Origin of the sequence: Rhodococcus sp. 105337 (assembly GCF_012844225.1) — a bacterium.
Taxonomy (GTDB): Bacteria; Actinomycetota; Actinomycetes; order Mycobacteriales; family Mycobacteriaceae; genus Rhodococcus.
On the sequence record NZ_JABAGQ010000013.1, the window covers coordinates 51,772 to 66,816 of the forward strand.

Annotated in this window: 15 protein-coding genes; 14 read left to right on the plus strand and 1 reads right to left on the minus strand. The window is 67.9% G+C overall.

Features of this window, described 5'->3' with window-relative positions:
* The first annotated feature begins 112 nt into the window (after positions 1-112).
* From ftsZ to HF886_RS18130, 10 genes are all read left to right on the plus strand, one after another.
* Positions 113-1,312 carry a cell division protein FtsZ gene (gene ftsZ, locus HF886_RS18085; protein ID WP_169620160.1) on the plus strand — a complete coding sequence of 400 codons (1,200 nt, stop codon included), beginning with the start codon at positions 113-115 and terminating at the stop codon, positions 1,310-1,312.
* Positions 1,309-2,067: a peptidoglycan editing factor PgeF gene (gene pgeF, locus HF886_RS18090; protein ID WP_169653071.1), complete on the plus strand. Its 759-nt coding sequence runs from the start codon at positions 1,309-1,311 to the stop codon at positions 2,065-2,067. Before ftsZ ends, pgeF begins: the two co-directional genes overlap by 4 nt.
* On the plus strand, positions 2,064-2,804 hold the full coding sequence (locus HF886_RS18095; RefSeq protein ID WP_169653072.1) for a YggS family pyridoxal phosphate-dependent enzyme: 741 nt from the start codon (positions 2,064-2,066) through the stop codon (positions 2,802-2,804). The genes pgeF and HF886_RS18095 overlap by 4 nt, the downstream gene beginning before the upstream one ends.
* A 31-nt stretch (positions 2,805-2,835) precedes the next feature.
* Positions 2,836-3,495, plus strand: coding sequence for a cell division protein SepF (locus HF886_RS18100; protein ID WP_169620157.1), 660 nt, complete (start codon positions 2,836-2,838; stop codon positions 3,493-3,495).
* Between the two features lie 113 nt (positions 3,496-3,608).
* Positions 3,609-3,899 (plus strand): YggT family protein, encoded by a 291-nt coding sequence (locus tag HF886_RS18105; protein ID WP_169620156.1) that lies wholly within the window; start codon positions 3,609-3,611, stop codon positions 3,897-3,899.
* A gap of 151 nt (positions 3,900-4,050) precedes the next feature.
* Positions 4,051-4,890, plus strand: coding sequence for a DivIVA domain-containing protein (locus tag HF886_RS18110; RefSeq protein WP_169620155.1), 840 nt, complete (start codon positions 4,051-4,053; stop codon positions 4,888-4,890).
* A gap of 45 nt (positions 4,891-4,935) precedes the next feature.
* Positions 4,936-5,181, plus strand: a complete 246-nt coding sequence (locus HF886_RS18115; protein WP_169620154.1) for a hypothetical protein — start codon at positions 4,936-4,938, stop codon at positions 5,179-5,181.
* A 362-nt stretch (positions 5,182-5,543) separates the two neighbouring features.
* Positions 5,544-8,642 carry an isoleucine--tRNA ligase gene (gene ileS / locus HF886_RS18120; protein WP_346765079.1) on the plus strand — a complete coding sequence of 1,033 codons (3,099 nt, stop codon included), beginning with the start codon at positions 5,544-5,546 and terminating at the stop codon, positions 8,640-8,642.
* Between the two features lie 53 nt (positions 8,643-8,695).
* The gene (locus tag HF886_RS18125; RefSeq protein WP_296549080.1) at positions 8,696-10,033 is read left to right on the plus strand and encodes a DNA polymerase IV; all 1,338 of its coding nucleotides are present in this window, start codon (positions 8,696-8,698) and stop codon (positions 10,031-10,033) included.
* A 121-nt stretch (positions 10,034-10,154) separates the two neighbouring features.
* On the plus strand, positions 10,155-10,649 hold the full coding sequence (locus tag HF886_RS18130; RefSeq protein WP_169620152.1) for a hypothetical protein: 495 nt from the start codon (positions 10,155-10,157) through the stop codon (positions 10,647-10,649).
* Positions 10,650-10,743: 94 nt separating this feature from the next.
* On the opposite strand, the gene HF886_RS18135 is transcribed toward HF886_RS18130, so the two are convergent.
* The gene (locus HF886_RS18135) at positions 10,744-11,700 is read right to left on the minus strand and encodes a hypothetical protein (RefSeq protein ID WP_169620151.1); all 957 of its coding nucleotides are present in this window, start codon (positions 11,698-11,700) and stop codon (positions 10,744-10,746) included.
* Between the two features lie 230 nt (positions 11,701-11,930).
* On the opposite strand from HF886_RS18135, the gene lspA reads away from it, so the two are divergent.
* Genes lspA through rarD form a run of 4 tightly spaced genes read left to right on the plus strand, consistent with a single transcriptional unit; the run spans position 11,931 to position 15,020 of the window.
* Positions 11,931-12,473 carry a signal peptidase II gene (lspA, locus tag HF886_RS18140; RefSeq protein WP_240955216.1) on the plus strand — a complete coding sequence of 181 codons (543 nt, stop codon included), beginning with the start codon at positions 11,931-11,933 and terminating at the stop codon, positions 12,471-12,473.
* Positions 12,474-12,487: 14 nt separating this feature from the next.
* On the plus strand, positions 12,488-13,396 hold the full coding sequence (locus HF886_RS18145; RefSeq protein ID WP_206036640.1) for an RluA family pseudouridine synthase: 909 nt from the start codon (positions 12,488-12,490) through the stop codon (positions 13,394-13,396).
* A 3-nt stretch (positions 13,397-13,399) separates the two neighbouring features.
* On the plus strand, positions 13,400-14,047 hold the full coding sequence (locus tag HF886_RS18150) for a hypothetical protein (RefSeq protein WP_169620149.1): 648 nt from the start codon (positions 13,400-13,402) through the stop codon (positions 14,045-14,047).
* A 52-nt stretch (positions 14,048-14,099) separates the two neighbouring features.
* The gene (rarD, locus tag HF886_RS18155) at positions 14,100-15,020 is read left to right on the plus strand and encodes an EamA family transporter RarD (RefSeq protein ID WP_296549082.1); all 921 of its coding nucleotides are present in this window, start codon (positions 14,100-14,102) and stop codon (positions 15,018-15,020) included.
* The last annotated feature ends 25 nt before the right edge of the window (positions 15,021-15,045 follow it).

The window sequence follows — 15,045 nt, forward strand, 5'->3', positions numbered from 1 at the left end:
CGAACCAGTCGCGCACTTGACATCACCTTCAAGCTATGGTTGAGGGTTTTCACGGTGGCGGCGACATCGATTGATCGAAGCGTGACCCGAAAACCCAGGAAGGCGAGAGCCCATGACGCCCCCGCACAACTACCTCGCCGTAATCAAGGTCGTCGGTATCGGCGGTGGCGGCGTGAACGCGGTCAACCGCATGATCGAGCAGGGACTCAAAGGAGTCGAGTTCATTGCCGTCAACACCGACGCGCAGGCTCTGCTGATGTCCGACGCCGACGTCAAACTCGACGTCGGCCGTGAACTGACCCGCGGACTCGGCGCCGGCGCCGACCCCGAGGTGGGCCGCAAGGCCGCCGAGGACCACAAGGACGAGATCGAAGAGGTGCTCAAGGGCGCCGACATGGTCTTCGTGACTGCCGGCGAGGGCGGCGGAACCGGCACCGGTGGCGCACCCGTCGTCGCGAGCATCGCCCGCAAACTCGGCGCCCTCACCGTCGGCGTCGTCACGCGTCCGTTCTCGTTCGAAGGCAAGCGGCGCGGGAGCCAGGCAGACAACGGCATCCAGTCGCTGCGCGAATCCTGCGACACGCTCATCGTGATCCCCAACGACCGGCTGCTCCAGCTCGGGGACGCCGCGGTGAGCCTCATGGACGCCTTCCGTTCCGCCGACGAGGTGCTCCTCAACGGCGTTCAGGGCATCACCGACCTCATCACCACCCCGGGTCTGATCAACGTCGACTTCGCGGACGTGAAGGGCGTGATGTCCGGCGCGGGATCCGCACTCATGGGTATCGGCTCGTCGCGGGGTGAGGGTCGCGCGATCAAGGCCGCCGAGGCCGCGATCAATTCGCCGCTGCTCGAAGCGTCGATGGAAGGCGCACGGGGCGTGCTGCTCTCCATCGCCGGCGGTTCGGATCTCGGCCTGTTCGAGATCAACGAAGCGGCATCGCTCGTGCAGGAAGCCGCGCACATCGACGCCAACATCATCTTCGGCACGGTCATCGACGACTCGCTCGGAGACGAGGTGCGGGTCACCGTGATCGCCGCCGGCTTCGATGCCGGCACTCCCGCCCGCCGACCGGTGGAATCCGCTCAGCCGGCACAGACCACCACCCGCTCCGCGGGCATCGGGGCCGGTCGGGCCGGTGAACTCGGCCGTTCCGAGCGTGAGAACGCGGACGCGGTCTCGTCCCGGGAACCCGCTTCCACGCCGGTGGGCGGCGGTCTTCCGCCGACGACCGGTGGCGCTCAGCCGCGTCCCGTCGACGACGAGGACGACGGCGACGACGTGGACGTGCCGATCTTCATGCGCCGTTGACCGATTCGCACACCGGGTTGCGTTCTCGCCGGGTCGTGACCACACGAGCCGGCGGGATCTCGGCCCCGCCCTACGACAGTTTCAACCTCGCCGGCCATGTCGGCGACGATCCCGCGGCTGTGGCCGCCAATCGTCGCCGGCTGGCATCGGTGATCGGCTTGCCCGAAGAACGCTTCGTCTGGATGGAGCAGATCCACAGCCGGAACGTGACGGTGGTGGACGGCCCGGTGCAGGGGGAGGTTCCAGCAACCGACGCCCTCGTGACACGGGCGACGGATCTTGCCCTCGTTGCCCTCAGCGCCGACTGTGTGTCGATTCTGCTGTCGGACGACGAGGCGGGCGTCATCGCGGCGGTGCACGCGGGGCGTGTCGGTGCCCGGATCGGGATCCTCCCGCGCGTACTCGACGTGATGCGCGATCTCGGCGCACGACCGGAACGCATTGCCGCGCTGCTCGGTCCGGCCGCCAGTGGGGCCAACTACGAGGTTCCGGCCGCGATGCGTGACGACGTGGAGGCGCATCTCCCCGGCAGCGCCACCCGAACAGCCCGTGGCACACCCGGTCTCGACCTCCGCGCGGGACTGAGGAGGCAACTCCTCGACCACGGTGTCACCTCGGTCGCCGAGGACCCGCGGTGCACGATCGAGGATCCGATGTTGTTCAGCCACCGGCGCAGTGCGCCCACCGGCCGGTTCGCCTCGGTGATCTGGCTCGAGGACACCACCGCGGGCGGTGCGAAGGAGGACCCGGCGTGAACTCGGCCGAACAATCCCCGCAGGATCGCCGCGCGGAACTTTCCGCCCGATTGCAGGCGGTGCGAGAGCGTCTCGCTGCCGCAGCCCGCGCGGCAGGACGCGATCCGTCGGAGGTCTCGCTGTTGGTGGTGACCAAATATTTTCCCGTCACCGATGCGGTGCTGCTCCACGAACTGGGTTGCCGCGCTTTCGGGGAGTCCCGGGAGCAGGAGGCGGCGGCGAAGATCGCGCAGTTCCGCGAGAGGGTGCCGGACGAGGTCGAGTGGCACATGATCGGCCGACTCCAACGGAACAAGGCGCGTGCCGTCGCACGCTGGGCGCACACGGTCCATTCGGTCGACAGTCTTCGGCTCGCCGGCGCTCTCGCCAAAGGTGCTGCCGCCGCGCAAGATTCAGGAGAACGCTCCACGCCGGTGCGGGTGCTTCTCCAGATCAGCCTCGACGGCGACCGCGAGCGCGGTGGTGTGGTCGCCGACGAACTGGACTCCCTTGCCGACGCCGTCGCCGATTCCGGTGAGCTCGAACTCGGGGGAGTGATGGGTGTCCCGCCACTCGGGTGGGAACCGGACGCGGCCTTCGAACGCCTGGCGGAACTGCACGCGCGGTTGCTCCAGCGATATCCCGGCGCAACGGAGTTGTCGGCGGGCATGTCGGGTGATCTTGAACACGCGGTGCGATGGGGATCCACTTGTGTGCGTGTCGGAACGGCTGTGCTGGGTATACGGCCGTTAGCCTGATGGGAACCGCCACGTGAGGGAAGGGCGATCGATGAGCACGCTCCACAAGTTCAAGGCCTACTTCGGAATGGTGCCGCTCGAGGATTACGAGGACGATTACCTCGATGATCCGTCGAGTGCGCGCCGTGAGCGGGATCGCGACTACGGCGAACCGCCGTACTCCTCGTACGCCCCGTCGCACCGCGACGAGTACCCGCCCGTCCGGCGTGACGACAGCGTCCGTGAATTCGCGGACGACGACTTCGATCGCTACGAGCCGCCGGCCCGGGCTCCCCGGGTCGAGCCGATCACGGCGCGGGCACCCCGATCCGTAGCGCCGGCACGTGTGCCGGCCCGTTCGGCGCTCGGCGCCGAAGCTCGACTCGACCGCGTGGAACCCCGCCGCGGCGCTCTGTTCGACGAAGGTGGACCGTTGTCGAAGATCACCACCCTGCGACCCCGGGATTACGGGGAGGCACGCACCATCGGCGAGCGGTTCCGCGATGGCACGCCGGTGATCATGGATCTGGTGGAGATGAGCAACGCCGACGCCAAGCGACTCGTCGACTTCGCGGCCGGCCTCGCCTTCGCCTTGCGGGGTTCTTTCGACAAGGTCGCGACGAAAGTGTTCCTTCTCTCGCCCGCAGATATCGACGTCTCCGCCGAAGAACGCAAGCGCATCGCGGAGACCGGCTTCTACAACCAGCAGTAACCGACGCGCGCCGTCACCCTCACGGCTCGCGAACACGCCCGGCCATGATGCAGATCACTGCAGGCCGGGCGTTTCGGTTTGGCTAGCTTGTGTTCGTCGGGCATTGTGGAAACGTGGCCGTATTCGAGGTGCTCTGGTTCCTGCTCTTCATCTTCTGGCTTCTGCTGATCGGGCGGATCATCGTCGAGTTCATCAGGACTTTCGCTCGGGACTGGAAGCCCTCGGGTTTCGTCGTGGTGGTGCTCGAGGCAATCTTCACCGTCACCGATCCGCCGGTGAAGTTGTTGCGGCGGTTGATTCCGCCGCTCAATCTCGGCGGTGTCCGGCTCGACCTTTCGATCATGGTCCTGCTGTTCATCGTGTACTTCCTCATGGCGTTCCTGCCGCGTGGCGGGGTTGTATGACGCGCCGTCCCGGCGCGGCCACGAGGCTCGTGACGACCGCGATGTGCCAGAATGGGAAGCCGGATACAGTGAGTTTTGATACGCGTGACGCACTGTCGATAACACCGAACGCCTGCTTGACCGCTTATTTGACGCGTGAAGGGACCCTTCCATGCCGCTGACACCAGCTGATGTGCACAATGTCGCGTTCAGCAAGCCCCCTATCGGGAAGCGCGGATACAACGAGGACGAGGTCGACGCATTCCTCGATCTCGTCGAGCAGGAATTGACCTCCCTGATCGAGGAGAACGCCGACCTCCGTCAGCGCGTGGCCGAACTCGACCAGGAACTGGCCGAGGCCAAGAAGGCCCCGCGCTCGGCCTCCTCCGCTCCGGCAGCCCAGGCCAAGCCCGAGCCGGCACGGGTGGTCGAGACTGCGAAGCCGGAACCCGCACCGACGCCGGCGCCCGTGGCGGCTGCCGCGCCGACGAGCGGTGACGCCAGCATGCAGGCCGCCAAGGTGCTCGGACTTGCCCAGGAGATGGCCGACCGGCTCACCGGCGACGCCAAGACCGAGGCCGAAGAGCTCGTACGCAACGCGCGGACGAACTCGGAGCAGCTCGTCTCCGACGCGCGGACGCGCAGCGAAGCGATGATTGCCGACGCACGCCAGAAGTCCGACGCGATGCTGTCGGATGCGCGTACCCGGTCCGAGACGCAACTGCGTCAGGCCAAGGAGAAGGCCGATGCCCTCCAGGCCGACGCGGAGAAGAAGCACACCGAGATCATGGCGACGATCAACCAGCAGCGTTCGGTGCTGGAAGGACGAATCGAGCAGCTCAAGACGTTCGAGCGCGAGTACCGCGTCCGCCTGAAGTCGTACCTCGAATCGCAGCTCGAGGAACTCGAGCAGCGTGGCTCCGCGGTGCCCGTCGACGGCGGCCAGGATGCGTTCAATCAGTCCAATTCCTCGTCCTTCGGTTCCACGTCCTTCGCGAAGGGCACCAACTGACCGAGCTCTACGGTCGCTGTTGCCCCGCGGTTGAGGAGGAGCGTCGTGCTGGTCGTGACGCTGGTGCTCGCAGCAATCGGATTCGGTCTTCTCGTCATTGCGCTGATGACCGGTTCGGTGGTGTGGGCGTGGGGTTGCATCGCGGTGTGCGTGGTGGGGGCGGTGCTCCTGCTGGTCAGCGCACTCGGCGCGCGTAACGCGTCGGCAGGCGATCGCGCCGCCCGAACGGGCCGCTCGTCGTCTCGCACGCCGAAGAAGGCCCCGGAAGACCAGGGTTCCTCGGACGAGTGATCGCTCCCTACAATGGGAAGCGCACAATCGTCGAAGATGAGCAGTACCCCCGCCCAGCGGGGCGGCGTCGATCCGGCCATCACCGGGGAGCCTTCGGAAGAACAGCGATGCACCGCTCGTGTGGGCACCGCTCAGTAGAACCGAACGGGTGGGCCCGTCACAGCCCGAAGAACGAGTGGCTCGTTCCGCAGGAGCGAGCAAGCGGGGTGGTACCGCGGTGACCGTGCGAAGGGCACGGTGATCGTCCCCGTGCCGGAAGACACAGGCACGGAGGTATCAACGCTGTGACCGACAATCACGCTGCATCGGATCGCACCCCGGAACCCACGGCGACGCCGGCGGAAGGCAGCGGGTATCCCCGAGTGGACTACGGGCTCCCGCGCGATTCCGGCGTCGACTTTCCCGACCTCGAGGAACGGGTCCTCGCACACTGGGCGAAGGACGACACGTTCCGGGCGTCGCTCGAGCACCGCGCCGGCGCCGAGGACTACGTGTTCTACGACGGCCCGCCGTTCGCGAACGGTCTGCCGCACTACGGCCATCTCCTCACCGGGTACGTCAAGGACCTCGTGCCGCGGTTCCAGACCATGCGCGGCAAGAGGGTCGATCGCCGATTCGGGTGGGACTGCCACGGACTTCCCGCCGAGCTCGAGGCGGAGAAGCAACTCGGCATCACCGACAAGTCGCAGATCGACACGATGGGTCTGGCGGAGTTCAACGAGTACTGCAAGCAGTCGGTGCTGCGGTACACGGGCGAGTGGCGCGACTATGTCACCCGGCAGGCCCGGTGGGTCGACTTCGACAACGACTACAAGACGCTGGACCTGGACTTCATGGAGTCGGTCATGTGGGCGTTCAAGTCGTTGTACGACAAGGGCCTGATCTACCAGGGTTTCCGCGTGCTGCCCTACAGCTGGTACGAGCAGACTCCCTTGTCCAACCAGGAGACCCGTCTCGACGACGCGTACAAGATGCGTCAGGACCCGGCCGTCACCGTGGACATGGTGCTGCGGGCACCGGGCAGCGAGCTCGACGGGGCGAACGCGCTGATCTGGACCACGACGCCGTGGACGCTGCCGTCCAACCTCGCGATCGCGGTACACCCCGACATCACCTATGTCGCGGTGCGGGCGGGCAGCGGTGACGAGGCCAAGACCTATCTGCTCGCGAAGGACCGGCTCGGCCATTACAGCCGCGAGCTCGGAGACGAGCCGGAGGTGCTCGCCGAGTACACCGGAGCGGATCTGGTCGGTCTCGCGTACGAGCCGCCGTTCGATTTCTTCGTCGGCCGGGACAACGCGCACCAGGTGATCGCCGCCGACTACGTCACCACCGACTCCGGTACCGGAATCGTCCACCTCGCACCGGCTTTCGGTGAAGAGGACATGGAGTACTGCCAGCGCAACGGCATCGAACTGGTGCAGCCGCTCGACCCGGGTGGCAAGTTCACCTCGATGGTGCCGCCGTACGAGGGCCTCCAGGTCTTCGACGCCAACCCGGTCATCATCAAGGACCTCAAGGCCGCCGGAAAACTCTTGCGCCACGAGACGATCGAGCACTCGTACCCGCATTCCTGGCGTTCGGGCCAGCCACTGATCTACATGGCGGTGCCGTCGTGGTTCGTCGCGGTCACCGAGTTCCGCGACCGCATGGTCGAGCTGAACAAGCAGATCACCTGGGTGCCCGAACACATCCGCGACGGACAGTTCGGTAAGTGGCTCGAGGGTGCACGCGACTGGAACATCAGCCGGAACCGCTACTGGGGCAGCCCGATCCCGGTCTGGGTGTCGGACAACCCGGAGTATCCCCGAGTGGACGTCTACGGCTCGCTCGACGAACTCGAGCGTGACTTCGGCGTGCGGCCCGACGATCTGCACCGGCCCATGATCGACCTGCTCACCCGGCCCAATCCCGACGATCCCACCGGGGCGTCGACGATGCGCCGGGTTCCCGAGGTGCTCGACTGCTGGTTCGAATCGGGCTCGATGCCGTTCGCGCAGGTGCACTACCCGTTCGAGAACACCGACTGGTTCGACTCGCACTTCCCCGGCGATTTCATCGTCGAGTACAACGGGCAGACGCGCGGCTGGTTCTACACGCTGCACGTCCTCGCGACCGCGCTGTTCGACCGTCCGGCGTTCAAAACCGTTGCTGCCCATGGCATCGTCCTCGGCGAGGACGGCCTCAAGATGAGCAAGTCGAAGGGCAACTACCCCGACGTCAACGAGGTGTTCTCCCGCGACGGCTCCGACGCCATGCGGTGGTTCCTCATGTCGTCGCCCATCCTGCGCGGCGGCAACCTGGTCGTCACCGAGCAGGGCATCCGCGAGGGCGTGCGACAGGCGCTGCTGCCGCTGTGGAACGCATGGAGCTTCCTGCAGCTGTACGCGTCGACCCCCGGAACGTGGCGCACCGACTCGTCGAACGTCCTCGACCGGTACATCCTGGCCAAGCTGGCCGAGACCCGCGACGTCATCACCGACGCGCTCGAGGCCGTGGACATCGCCGGTGCCTGCGACGAGTTGCGCACATTCTGTGACGCACTGACCAACTGGTACGTGCGACGGTCCCGCTCGCGGTTCTGGGACGAGGACCGCGACGCGATCGACACCCTGCACACGGTCCTCGAAGTCGTGACGCGGCTCGCGGCGCCGCTCCTGCCGCTGGCCACCGAAGTGATCTGGCGTGGGCTGACCGGCGAGCGCTCGGTGCATCTCGCCGACTGGCCCACCGCGGAGGAACTGCCCGCCGATCCCGCGCTCGTCACCGCGATGGACGAGGTCCGCGGTGTCTGCTCGACGGTGCTGTCGCTGCGCAAGGCACAGCATCTCCGCGTGCGGCTGCCGTTGCCGCTCGTCACGGTCGCGACCCCGGGCTCGGCGCACCTCGAACCGTTCGTCGACCTGATCAAGGACGAGGTCAACGTCAAGAAGGTCGTGACCACCGACGACGTGGAAGCGCACGGCCGCTTCGAGATCGCGGTGAACGCACGGGTCGCCGGACCGCGCCTCGGTAAGGACGTCCAGAAGGTCATCAAGGCAGTCAAGGCAGGGGACTGGACCGAGTCCGAGGACGGCGTCGTCACCGCAGCTGGCATCGAGTTGCTGCCGGAGGAGTACACGAGCAGGCTCGTCGCGGCGGAACCGGAATCCACCGCCGCACTGCCCGACGGCAACGGGCTCGTCGTCCTCGACACGGCCGTGTCCGAGGAACTCGAGGCGGAGGGCTGGGCCAAGGACCGCATCCGGGAGCTGCAGGACGCGCGCCGCAACCTGGGTCTGGATGTGTCCGACCGGATCTCGGTGCAGTTCGAGGTTCCCGCAGACCGCGCCGAGTGGGCGGCCCGGCACCGTGATCTGATCGCCGGTGAAGTCCTCGCGACGACGTTCGACCTCGGCCCCACCGGACCGGACGCGATCGAGCTGGGTGAAGGAGTCCGCGCGTCCATCACCAAGGCGTGAAGGCGCGGGCGGGCAGGCGTGAGCGCGTCGGTGTGGGGCTCTAACCTGGAGACGTGCCCGCCTCCGTGAGTCGGCGCTGGGTTCTGCACCTGGACCTCGACGCGTTCTTCGCGTCCGCCGAGCAACTGACCCGGCCGACCCTTCGGGGTCGGCCGGTGCTCGTCGGTGGGCTCGGTGCGCGCGGGGTCGTCGCGGGCGCGAGTTACGAGGCTCGTGTGTACGGCGCAGGCTCCGCCATGCCGATGAGCCGCGCACGCCGGCTCATCGGAGCGTCGGCAGTGGTGCTGCCACCGCGGGGGGTGGTCTACCACCACCTGAGTTCGGTCGTGTTCGAGACCTTGCGTGCCCACGTGCCGGTGCTCGAGACCCTGTCCCTCGACGAAGCGTTCGCCGAACCGACCGGGCTCGCGGGAGCGTCCGCCGCCGAGGTCGAGCGGTTCTGCACGGAACTGCGCGCACACGTGCTCGAGCGCACCGGACTGGTTGCCTCCATCGGGGCGGGTTCGGGAAAGCAGATCGCCAAGATCGGGTCGGGTCTCGCGAAGCCCGACGGACTTCTCGTCGTTCCGCCCGACGAGGAATTGGCGCTGCTGCACGGTCTTCCGGTCCGCAAGCTGTGGGGTATCGGACCGGTCTCGGAAGAGCGGCTGCGCAAGCTCGGAATCGACACCATCGGCGATCTCGCATCGATGCCGGTCGCGGAAGCCGCGTCCATCCTCGGGCCCACCGTGGGCCCGGGGCTGCACCGGCTCGCCAACGGGCACGACGACCGGCCCGTCGCGGAGCGGGCCGAAGCCAAACAGATCAGCGCCGAAACCACCTACGCCACCGACATCGTCGCGCTCCCGGACCTGCGACGCGCCATCTCGGCGAGTGCGCTCGCGGCGCACACCCGGCTGTGCAAAGACGGTCGTGCCGCGCGCACGGTGGTGCTCAAGCTGCGGAAATCCGACATGTCGGTGCTGACCCGGTCCTCGACGCTGCCGTACGCCACCGAAGACCTGCAGGTGCTCACCGCGGCCGCGCAACGGCTCTCCCTCGACCCGCTCGACATCGGCCCGATCCGCCTCGTCGGGGTCGGCTTCGCCGGATTGTCGGCGTCGGTGCAGGACACCTTGTTCCCGGAACTGGACCGGTCGGACGGCGATGCGCCGGACACCGTCGCCGACGACGCGGATCTCCCGGCGATCGCGCCGGTGCTCGCGGACCGGTGGCGTCCGGGAACGGATGTGTTCCATCCCGAATACGGGCACGGGTGGGTGCAGGGAGCGGGCCACGGGGTCGTCACCGTGCGATTCGAGACCCGCTCGACGGGACCGGGACCTGCTCGTACACTCCCTGAAGACGACTCGCGTCTCGAGATGGCCGATCCGCTGGCGAGCTTGAACTGACACGGGTTCTCACTACCCTCACGGTGTTCTTACTACCGCCGGGTACTGTTGCGGACGATCGCAACCGGATGAACCGGGCACGAATACTCGTGCACGACCGAGAAACGAGAAGGACGACAAGTTGAAGCTTCGCAAGATCACCGTGGCCACGGTGGCGCTCGCCGCCGCCCTCACGATGTCCGCCTGCAGCTCGGATGACGGAGGTAGCACCGAGACCACCGCGAAGACCACGACGGCAACCACGACGACCGAGGTCGTTGCGGACTACCCGCCCGTCCCGACCCCGGAGGAACTGCAGGCCTCGCTCGACCGCGCGTTCGACGAGACCGTGCCCGCCGAGGAGAAGACCGACCTGGTGCAGGGCGCCGAGCTCGATCCCACCCTGATCGACCAGGTCGCCATCGCTGCGAAGCAGGCCGGTGCGGTGATCACCATCATCGACGTCAACGACAACGAGAACGGCACCGCCACCGCCGGCATCGAAACCCAGCTCGGCGACCAGGTCGCCACCGGCACCGTCGATTTCGTCGCGGAGGACGGTGTCTGGAAGCTGTCGAAGAACAACGCCTGCGGCATCGTCGCGGCCGCGCAGCTGCAGACCCCTGCCTGCCCCTGATATCCCTGCCCGACCCTGATACAAGGGTTAGGCACAGAACGGTGCCCTACGCGGATTTCCGCGTAGGGCACCGTTTTTCGCTGTTCGGGCCCGCTCAGTTCTCGGGGGAGTGCCATTCCACGCGGTCGACCTGCGACTGCGCGAGCCGGGTGGTGGCGTCGGGGTCGACGTAGACCTGGTCGCCCGACAGCACGAGTGTCCCCTCGACTGGCAACGGAAGCATCGGATCGAATGTCATGCTGCCTTCCCCGGCCATCGTGTAGTGCTCGATGTCGAGTTGGCCCTGTCCGTTGGGCAGCATCCACACCGAGCCCTGCGGTGTCTGCTCGACCCGGACGTCGACGGTGACGCGCTCGTCGTCGTCGGAGACCAGCGTGGCGGTGCTCACCTGGTCGATCGTGACGCCGGCGCTCATCACCTGCTGACGGATCTGCCACACCGCGCCCACGCCGATCTCGGCGTCCGGGAACGAGACCATGCGGTACACGGACTGATAGAACGCCTGCTCGATCGCGGAGCGGGCGACGTTCGCCGTTTCCACCGTCGGCGCCAATCGGAGTGCACTGATCGCGCCGGTCGGGGCGACCGTCAGCCCGGCCCGGGAGCCGGCAGCGTCGGCGAGCGCCGACGCGAGCATCGGATCGGGCGACGTCCCTTCGCCGAGAACGATGTCGACGAGCGTGCTCGGCTGGGTGTCGGAGACCGCCTGCGTCACCGACGCGGCGAGGGGAAGGTTGAGTTCGGGAGTGGAGAAGTCCTGACGTGGCTCTTTGTCGATCTGCTGGAACACCTCCGAGCGGGTGGTCAGCACGACGTTCTGCTCGACGTCGGCCGGAGGTGCGAGCCGCACCACCGCGCGGGGCTCGCTGCCCGCCTCCAACACCGTGGTCGTCACCGCGGATACGGGCACCGTCACCTCGGAGGATGTCGCCGCGGATGTAGCAGGGGCCCCCTCCGAAGAATCGCCGCATCCGGTGACGAACGCGGCGAGGGAGAGAACGGCGGCGAGGGCACACGGCCTCGGGTGAGGGAATCTGGACAGCACAGGCACATCACCAGGGTAGCCACGGCGGGAGGGGTGACCGCTCACTCGTGCGGGTAGGGGATGATGTAAAGGTGACTGACGAAGCTTCCCGCCCCGATCCCGCGGGCGATCCCGCTGTGCCGAGGGCGGTGGAGACGCCCACGCCCGACGCGGTAGCGGCACCCCTGCCCGAGGCGGTAGCGGCCCCCCTGCCCGAGGCGGTAGCGGCACCCCTGCCCGACGCGGCAGAGGAACCCTTGCACGGCGCGGTGAAGTCCCCGGTCGGTCGTCGGGCGACCCGCGCCCTCTTCGTCCTCGCGTTCCTGATCTACGTGGCGGACCTCGTGACGAAGGTGCTCGCCGTCCGCTTCATCGATCCTGCCGATCCGGTGTCCATCGTCGGCGACACGGTGACGCTCACGCTCGTCCGTAATCCCGGTGCCGCGTTCTCCATGGCCACGGGCATGACCTGGCTGCTGACCATCGTCGCGATCGGCGTGGTCATCGGCGTGATCAAGATCGGGAGGACACTGCAGTCGCGCTGGTGGGCGCTGGGCCTCGGCCTGGTACTCGGCGGGGCGCTGGGCAACCTCACCGACCGCCTCTTCCGTTCCCCCGGCCCGCTGCAGGGTCACGTGGTGGACTTCGTGTCGGTCGGATGGTGGCCGGTGTTCAACGTCGCCGACTCCGCGATCGTGTGCGGAGCGATCCTCCTCGTCGCGCTGACCGTGTTCGGTATCGAGCCGAACGGCAGCAGGTCCACGAAATCCGACACCACCGGAAAGGAAAGCCGCCAGTGAGGGAAACCCGGTCGATGCCTGTACCCGACGGGCTCGACGGGATGCGTGTCGACGCCGGCCTCGCCCGCCTGCTCGGTTTGTCCCGTACCGCCGTCGCCGCACTCACCGAGGAGGGCGCCGTCCTCGTGGACGGGACGCCCGTCGGCAAGTCCGATCGTCTCTCGGCCGGGTCGTGGCTCGAGGTCGAACTCCCCGAGCCGCCGCGTCCGCTGACCATCGAGCCACAGCCCGTCGAGGGCATGGAAATCCTGTACGCCGACGACGACATCGTCGCGGTCGACAAGCCCGTCGGGGTGGCGGCGCACGCGAGCGTGGGGTGGACCGGGCCGACCGTCATCGGCGGTCTCGCAGCCGCAGGGTTCCGCATCTCCACGTCCGGTCTGCACGAACGGCAGGGCATCGTGCACCGTCTCGACGTCGGGACTTCGGGGGTGATGGTCGTGGCGACCTCCGAGCGGGCCTACACCGTGCTCAAACGCGCCTTCAAGCAGCGCACCATCGACAAGCGGTACCACGCGCTGGTGCAGGGCCACCCGGATCCGAGCAGCGGCACCATCGACGCACCCATCGGCCGGCACCGCAGCAGCGACTGGAAATTCACCGTGGCCGCGGACGGCAAGCCCAGCGTCACCCACTACGACACCATCGAAGCGTTCCAGGCCGCGAGCCTGCTCGACGTCCACCTCGAGACCGGCCGCACGCACCAGATCCGGGTGCACTTCTCGGCGTTGCGGCACCCGTGCTGCGGCGACCTCACCTACGGTGCCGACCCGCGCCTCGCGGCCAGGCTCGGTCTCGAGCGCCAGTGGCTGCACGCAAAGTCGCTGGGGTTCGCGCACCCGACCCAGGGGCAGTGGATCGAGATCGAGAGCAAGTACCCGGCCGATCTGGAACACGCACTCGACGTGCTCCGCAGCGCCTGACCGATGAGGCGCGCGCTCCCGTGGGCGGCTGTCGCCGTCCTCGTTCTCGCCGTGCTCGTCGCAGGGTGGCTCTCGCCCGTGCGGCCCGCCTCGGTACGGAGCGACGGCCTCGGTCCGGACAGCGGTGAACTCGTCGCCGACTATCTCGCACGCGCCGACGCGAGCCTTGCCGACGCGGAACGCGAACCGGACGCCCCGCACTGGGGCCTGATCTCGTTCGAGCGGGAGGTCGACACGGCCGCCGTCGCGGCTCTGCCCGGGCAACTGCGGATCGCGCAGGTGTTGTTTCGCGTTCCGATCGACCGAGTGCAGACGCCGCTCGTCCCGGTGGCCGTGTCGGCGCATCCGGAGGCGCTGCGCAAGGCTCCGCTCGTGGCGGCGGGACGGTTGCGTCTCCAGTCGTCCGGTCCCGACCGGGCCGCGCGGATCGCGGCGGTGTCGGCGGACCGGCTGGCCGCGGGCTGTGCCTGCGTCGTCGGCGTCGCGGTGCGGGGCACCGCCGCACAGTTGCGTGCCGCCGCCGACGACCCGGCAGTACGCGCGGTGGAAGTACTCCCGTCCGATGCCGTCGCGGGACGTTTCTCCCTGATCCCGCTGCTGCCCGAGCATGCCGAGACCGTCGTGCCCGGCCCGGACGACGCCGAACCCTGAGATCGTCCGCCCTCGGCGTGAGCCGGGATCGTCGCAGCCGTACGGTGTCCTCGTGAACCGCCCGACCGCTCCCGTTCTGCGCACAGGCGTGCTGTGCGGCCTCGGCGCATACCTGTCCTGGGGGCTTTTTCCCGCCTTCTTCGGGCTTCTCGCGCCGGCCGGTGCCATCGAGATCCTCGCGCACCGGGTGCTGTGGACGCTCGTGCTCATGGTCGTCGTGCTCGCCGTGATGGGCAGGCTCGGTTCGCTGCGCGGCCTGTCCCTGCGCACCTGGGCACTCGTCGCGGCGGCCTCGGCGGCGATCGCGGTCAACTGGGGCACCTACATCTACGGGGTCACGTCGGGGCGCGTCGTCGAAACCGCACTGGGGTACTTCATCAATCCGCTCGTGAGCGTGCTGTTCGGCGTGCTGTTCTTCCGCGAGCGGCTGCGGCCGGCCCAGATCGCTGCGCTCGTGCTCGCGGTGTGTGCGGTCCTGGTCATCACCGTCGACTACGGGCGGCCCCCGGTCCTGGCGCTGACGCTGGCGCTGTCGTTCGCGTTGTACGGAGTGATCAAGAAGGTCGTGCCACTCGACCCGAGGACATCGCTGGCGGGGGAGGGCGTGGTCGCGGCTCCGTTCGCGCTGGGATACGTGATCTTTCTCGCTGTGACGGGGACCGGCACCTTCATCGGTTTCGGCGCGGGTCACACCGCTTTGCTGATGTCCGCCGGGGTGGTCACCGCCGTGCCGTTGCTGTTGTTCGGGGCTGCCGCCCAACGCGTTCCGCTGGCTACGCTGGGGATGTTGCAGTACCTGACGCCCAGCCTGCAGATGGCGTGGGGGGTACTCGTGCTCCACGAGGACATGCCGGCGTCGCGGTGGATCGGTTTCGTCCTGATCTGGGTGGCCCTTGTGGTGTACAGCACCGACGCGCTGATCCGGTCGCGTCGTGGGCGCGCCGCGGTCAAGGCTGTCGGTAGCTCGGCTTAGACTCGTCGGTGCCCACAGACATCCC

Excerpts from the sequence above, each read along its gene's own strand:
- HF886_RS18110 (WP_169620155.1), top strand. The coding sequence starts at position 4,051 with ATGCCGCTGACACCAGCTGATGTGCACAATGTCGCGTTCAGCAAGCCC.
- ftsZ (WP_169620160.1), top strand. The coding sequence starts at position 113 with ATGACGCCCCCGCACAACTACCTCGCCGTAATCAAGGTCGTCGGTATC.
- HF886_RS18145 (WP_206036640.1), top strand. The coding sequence starts at position 12,488 with ATGCCTGTACCCGACGGGCTCGACGGGATGCGTGTCGACGCCGGCCTC.
- HF886_RS18100 (WP_169620157.1), top strand. The coding sequence starts at position 2,836 with ATGAGCACGCTCCACAAGTTCAAGGCCTACTTCGGAATGGTGCCGCTC.
- HF886_RS18150 (WP_169620149.1), top strand. The coding sequence starts at position 13,400 with ATGAGGCGCGCGCTCCCGTGGGCGGCTGTCGCCGTCCTCGTTCTCGCC.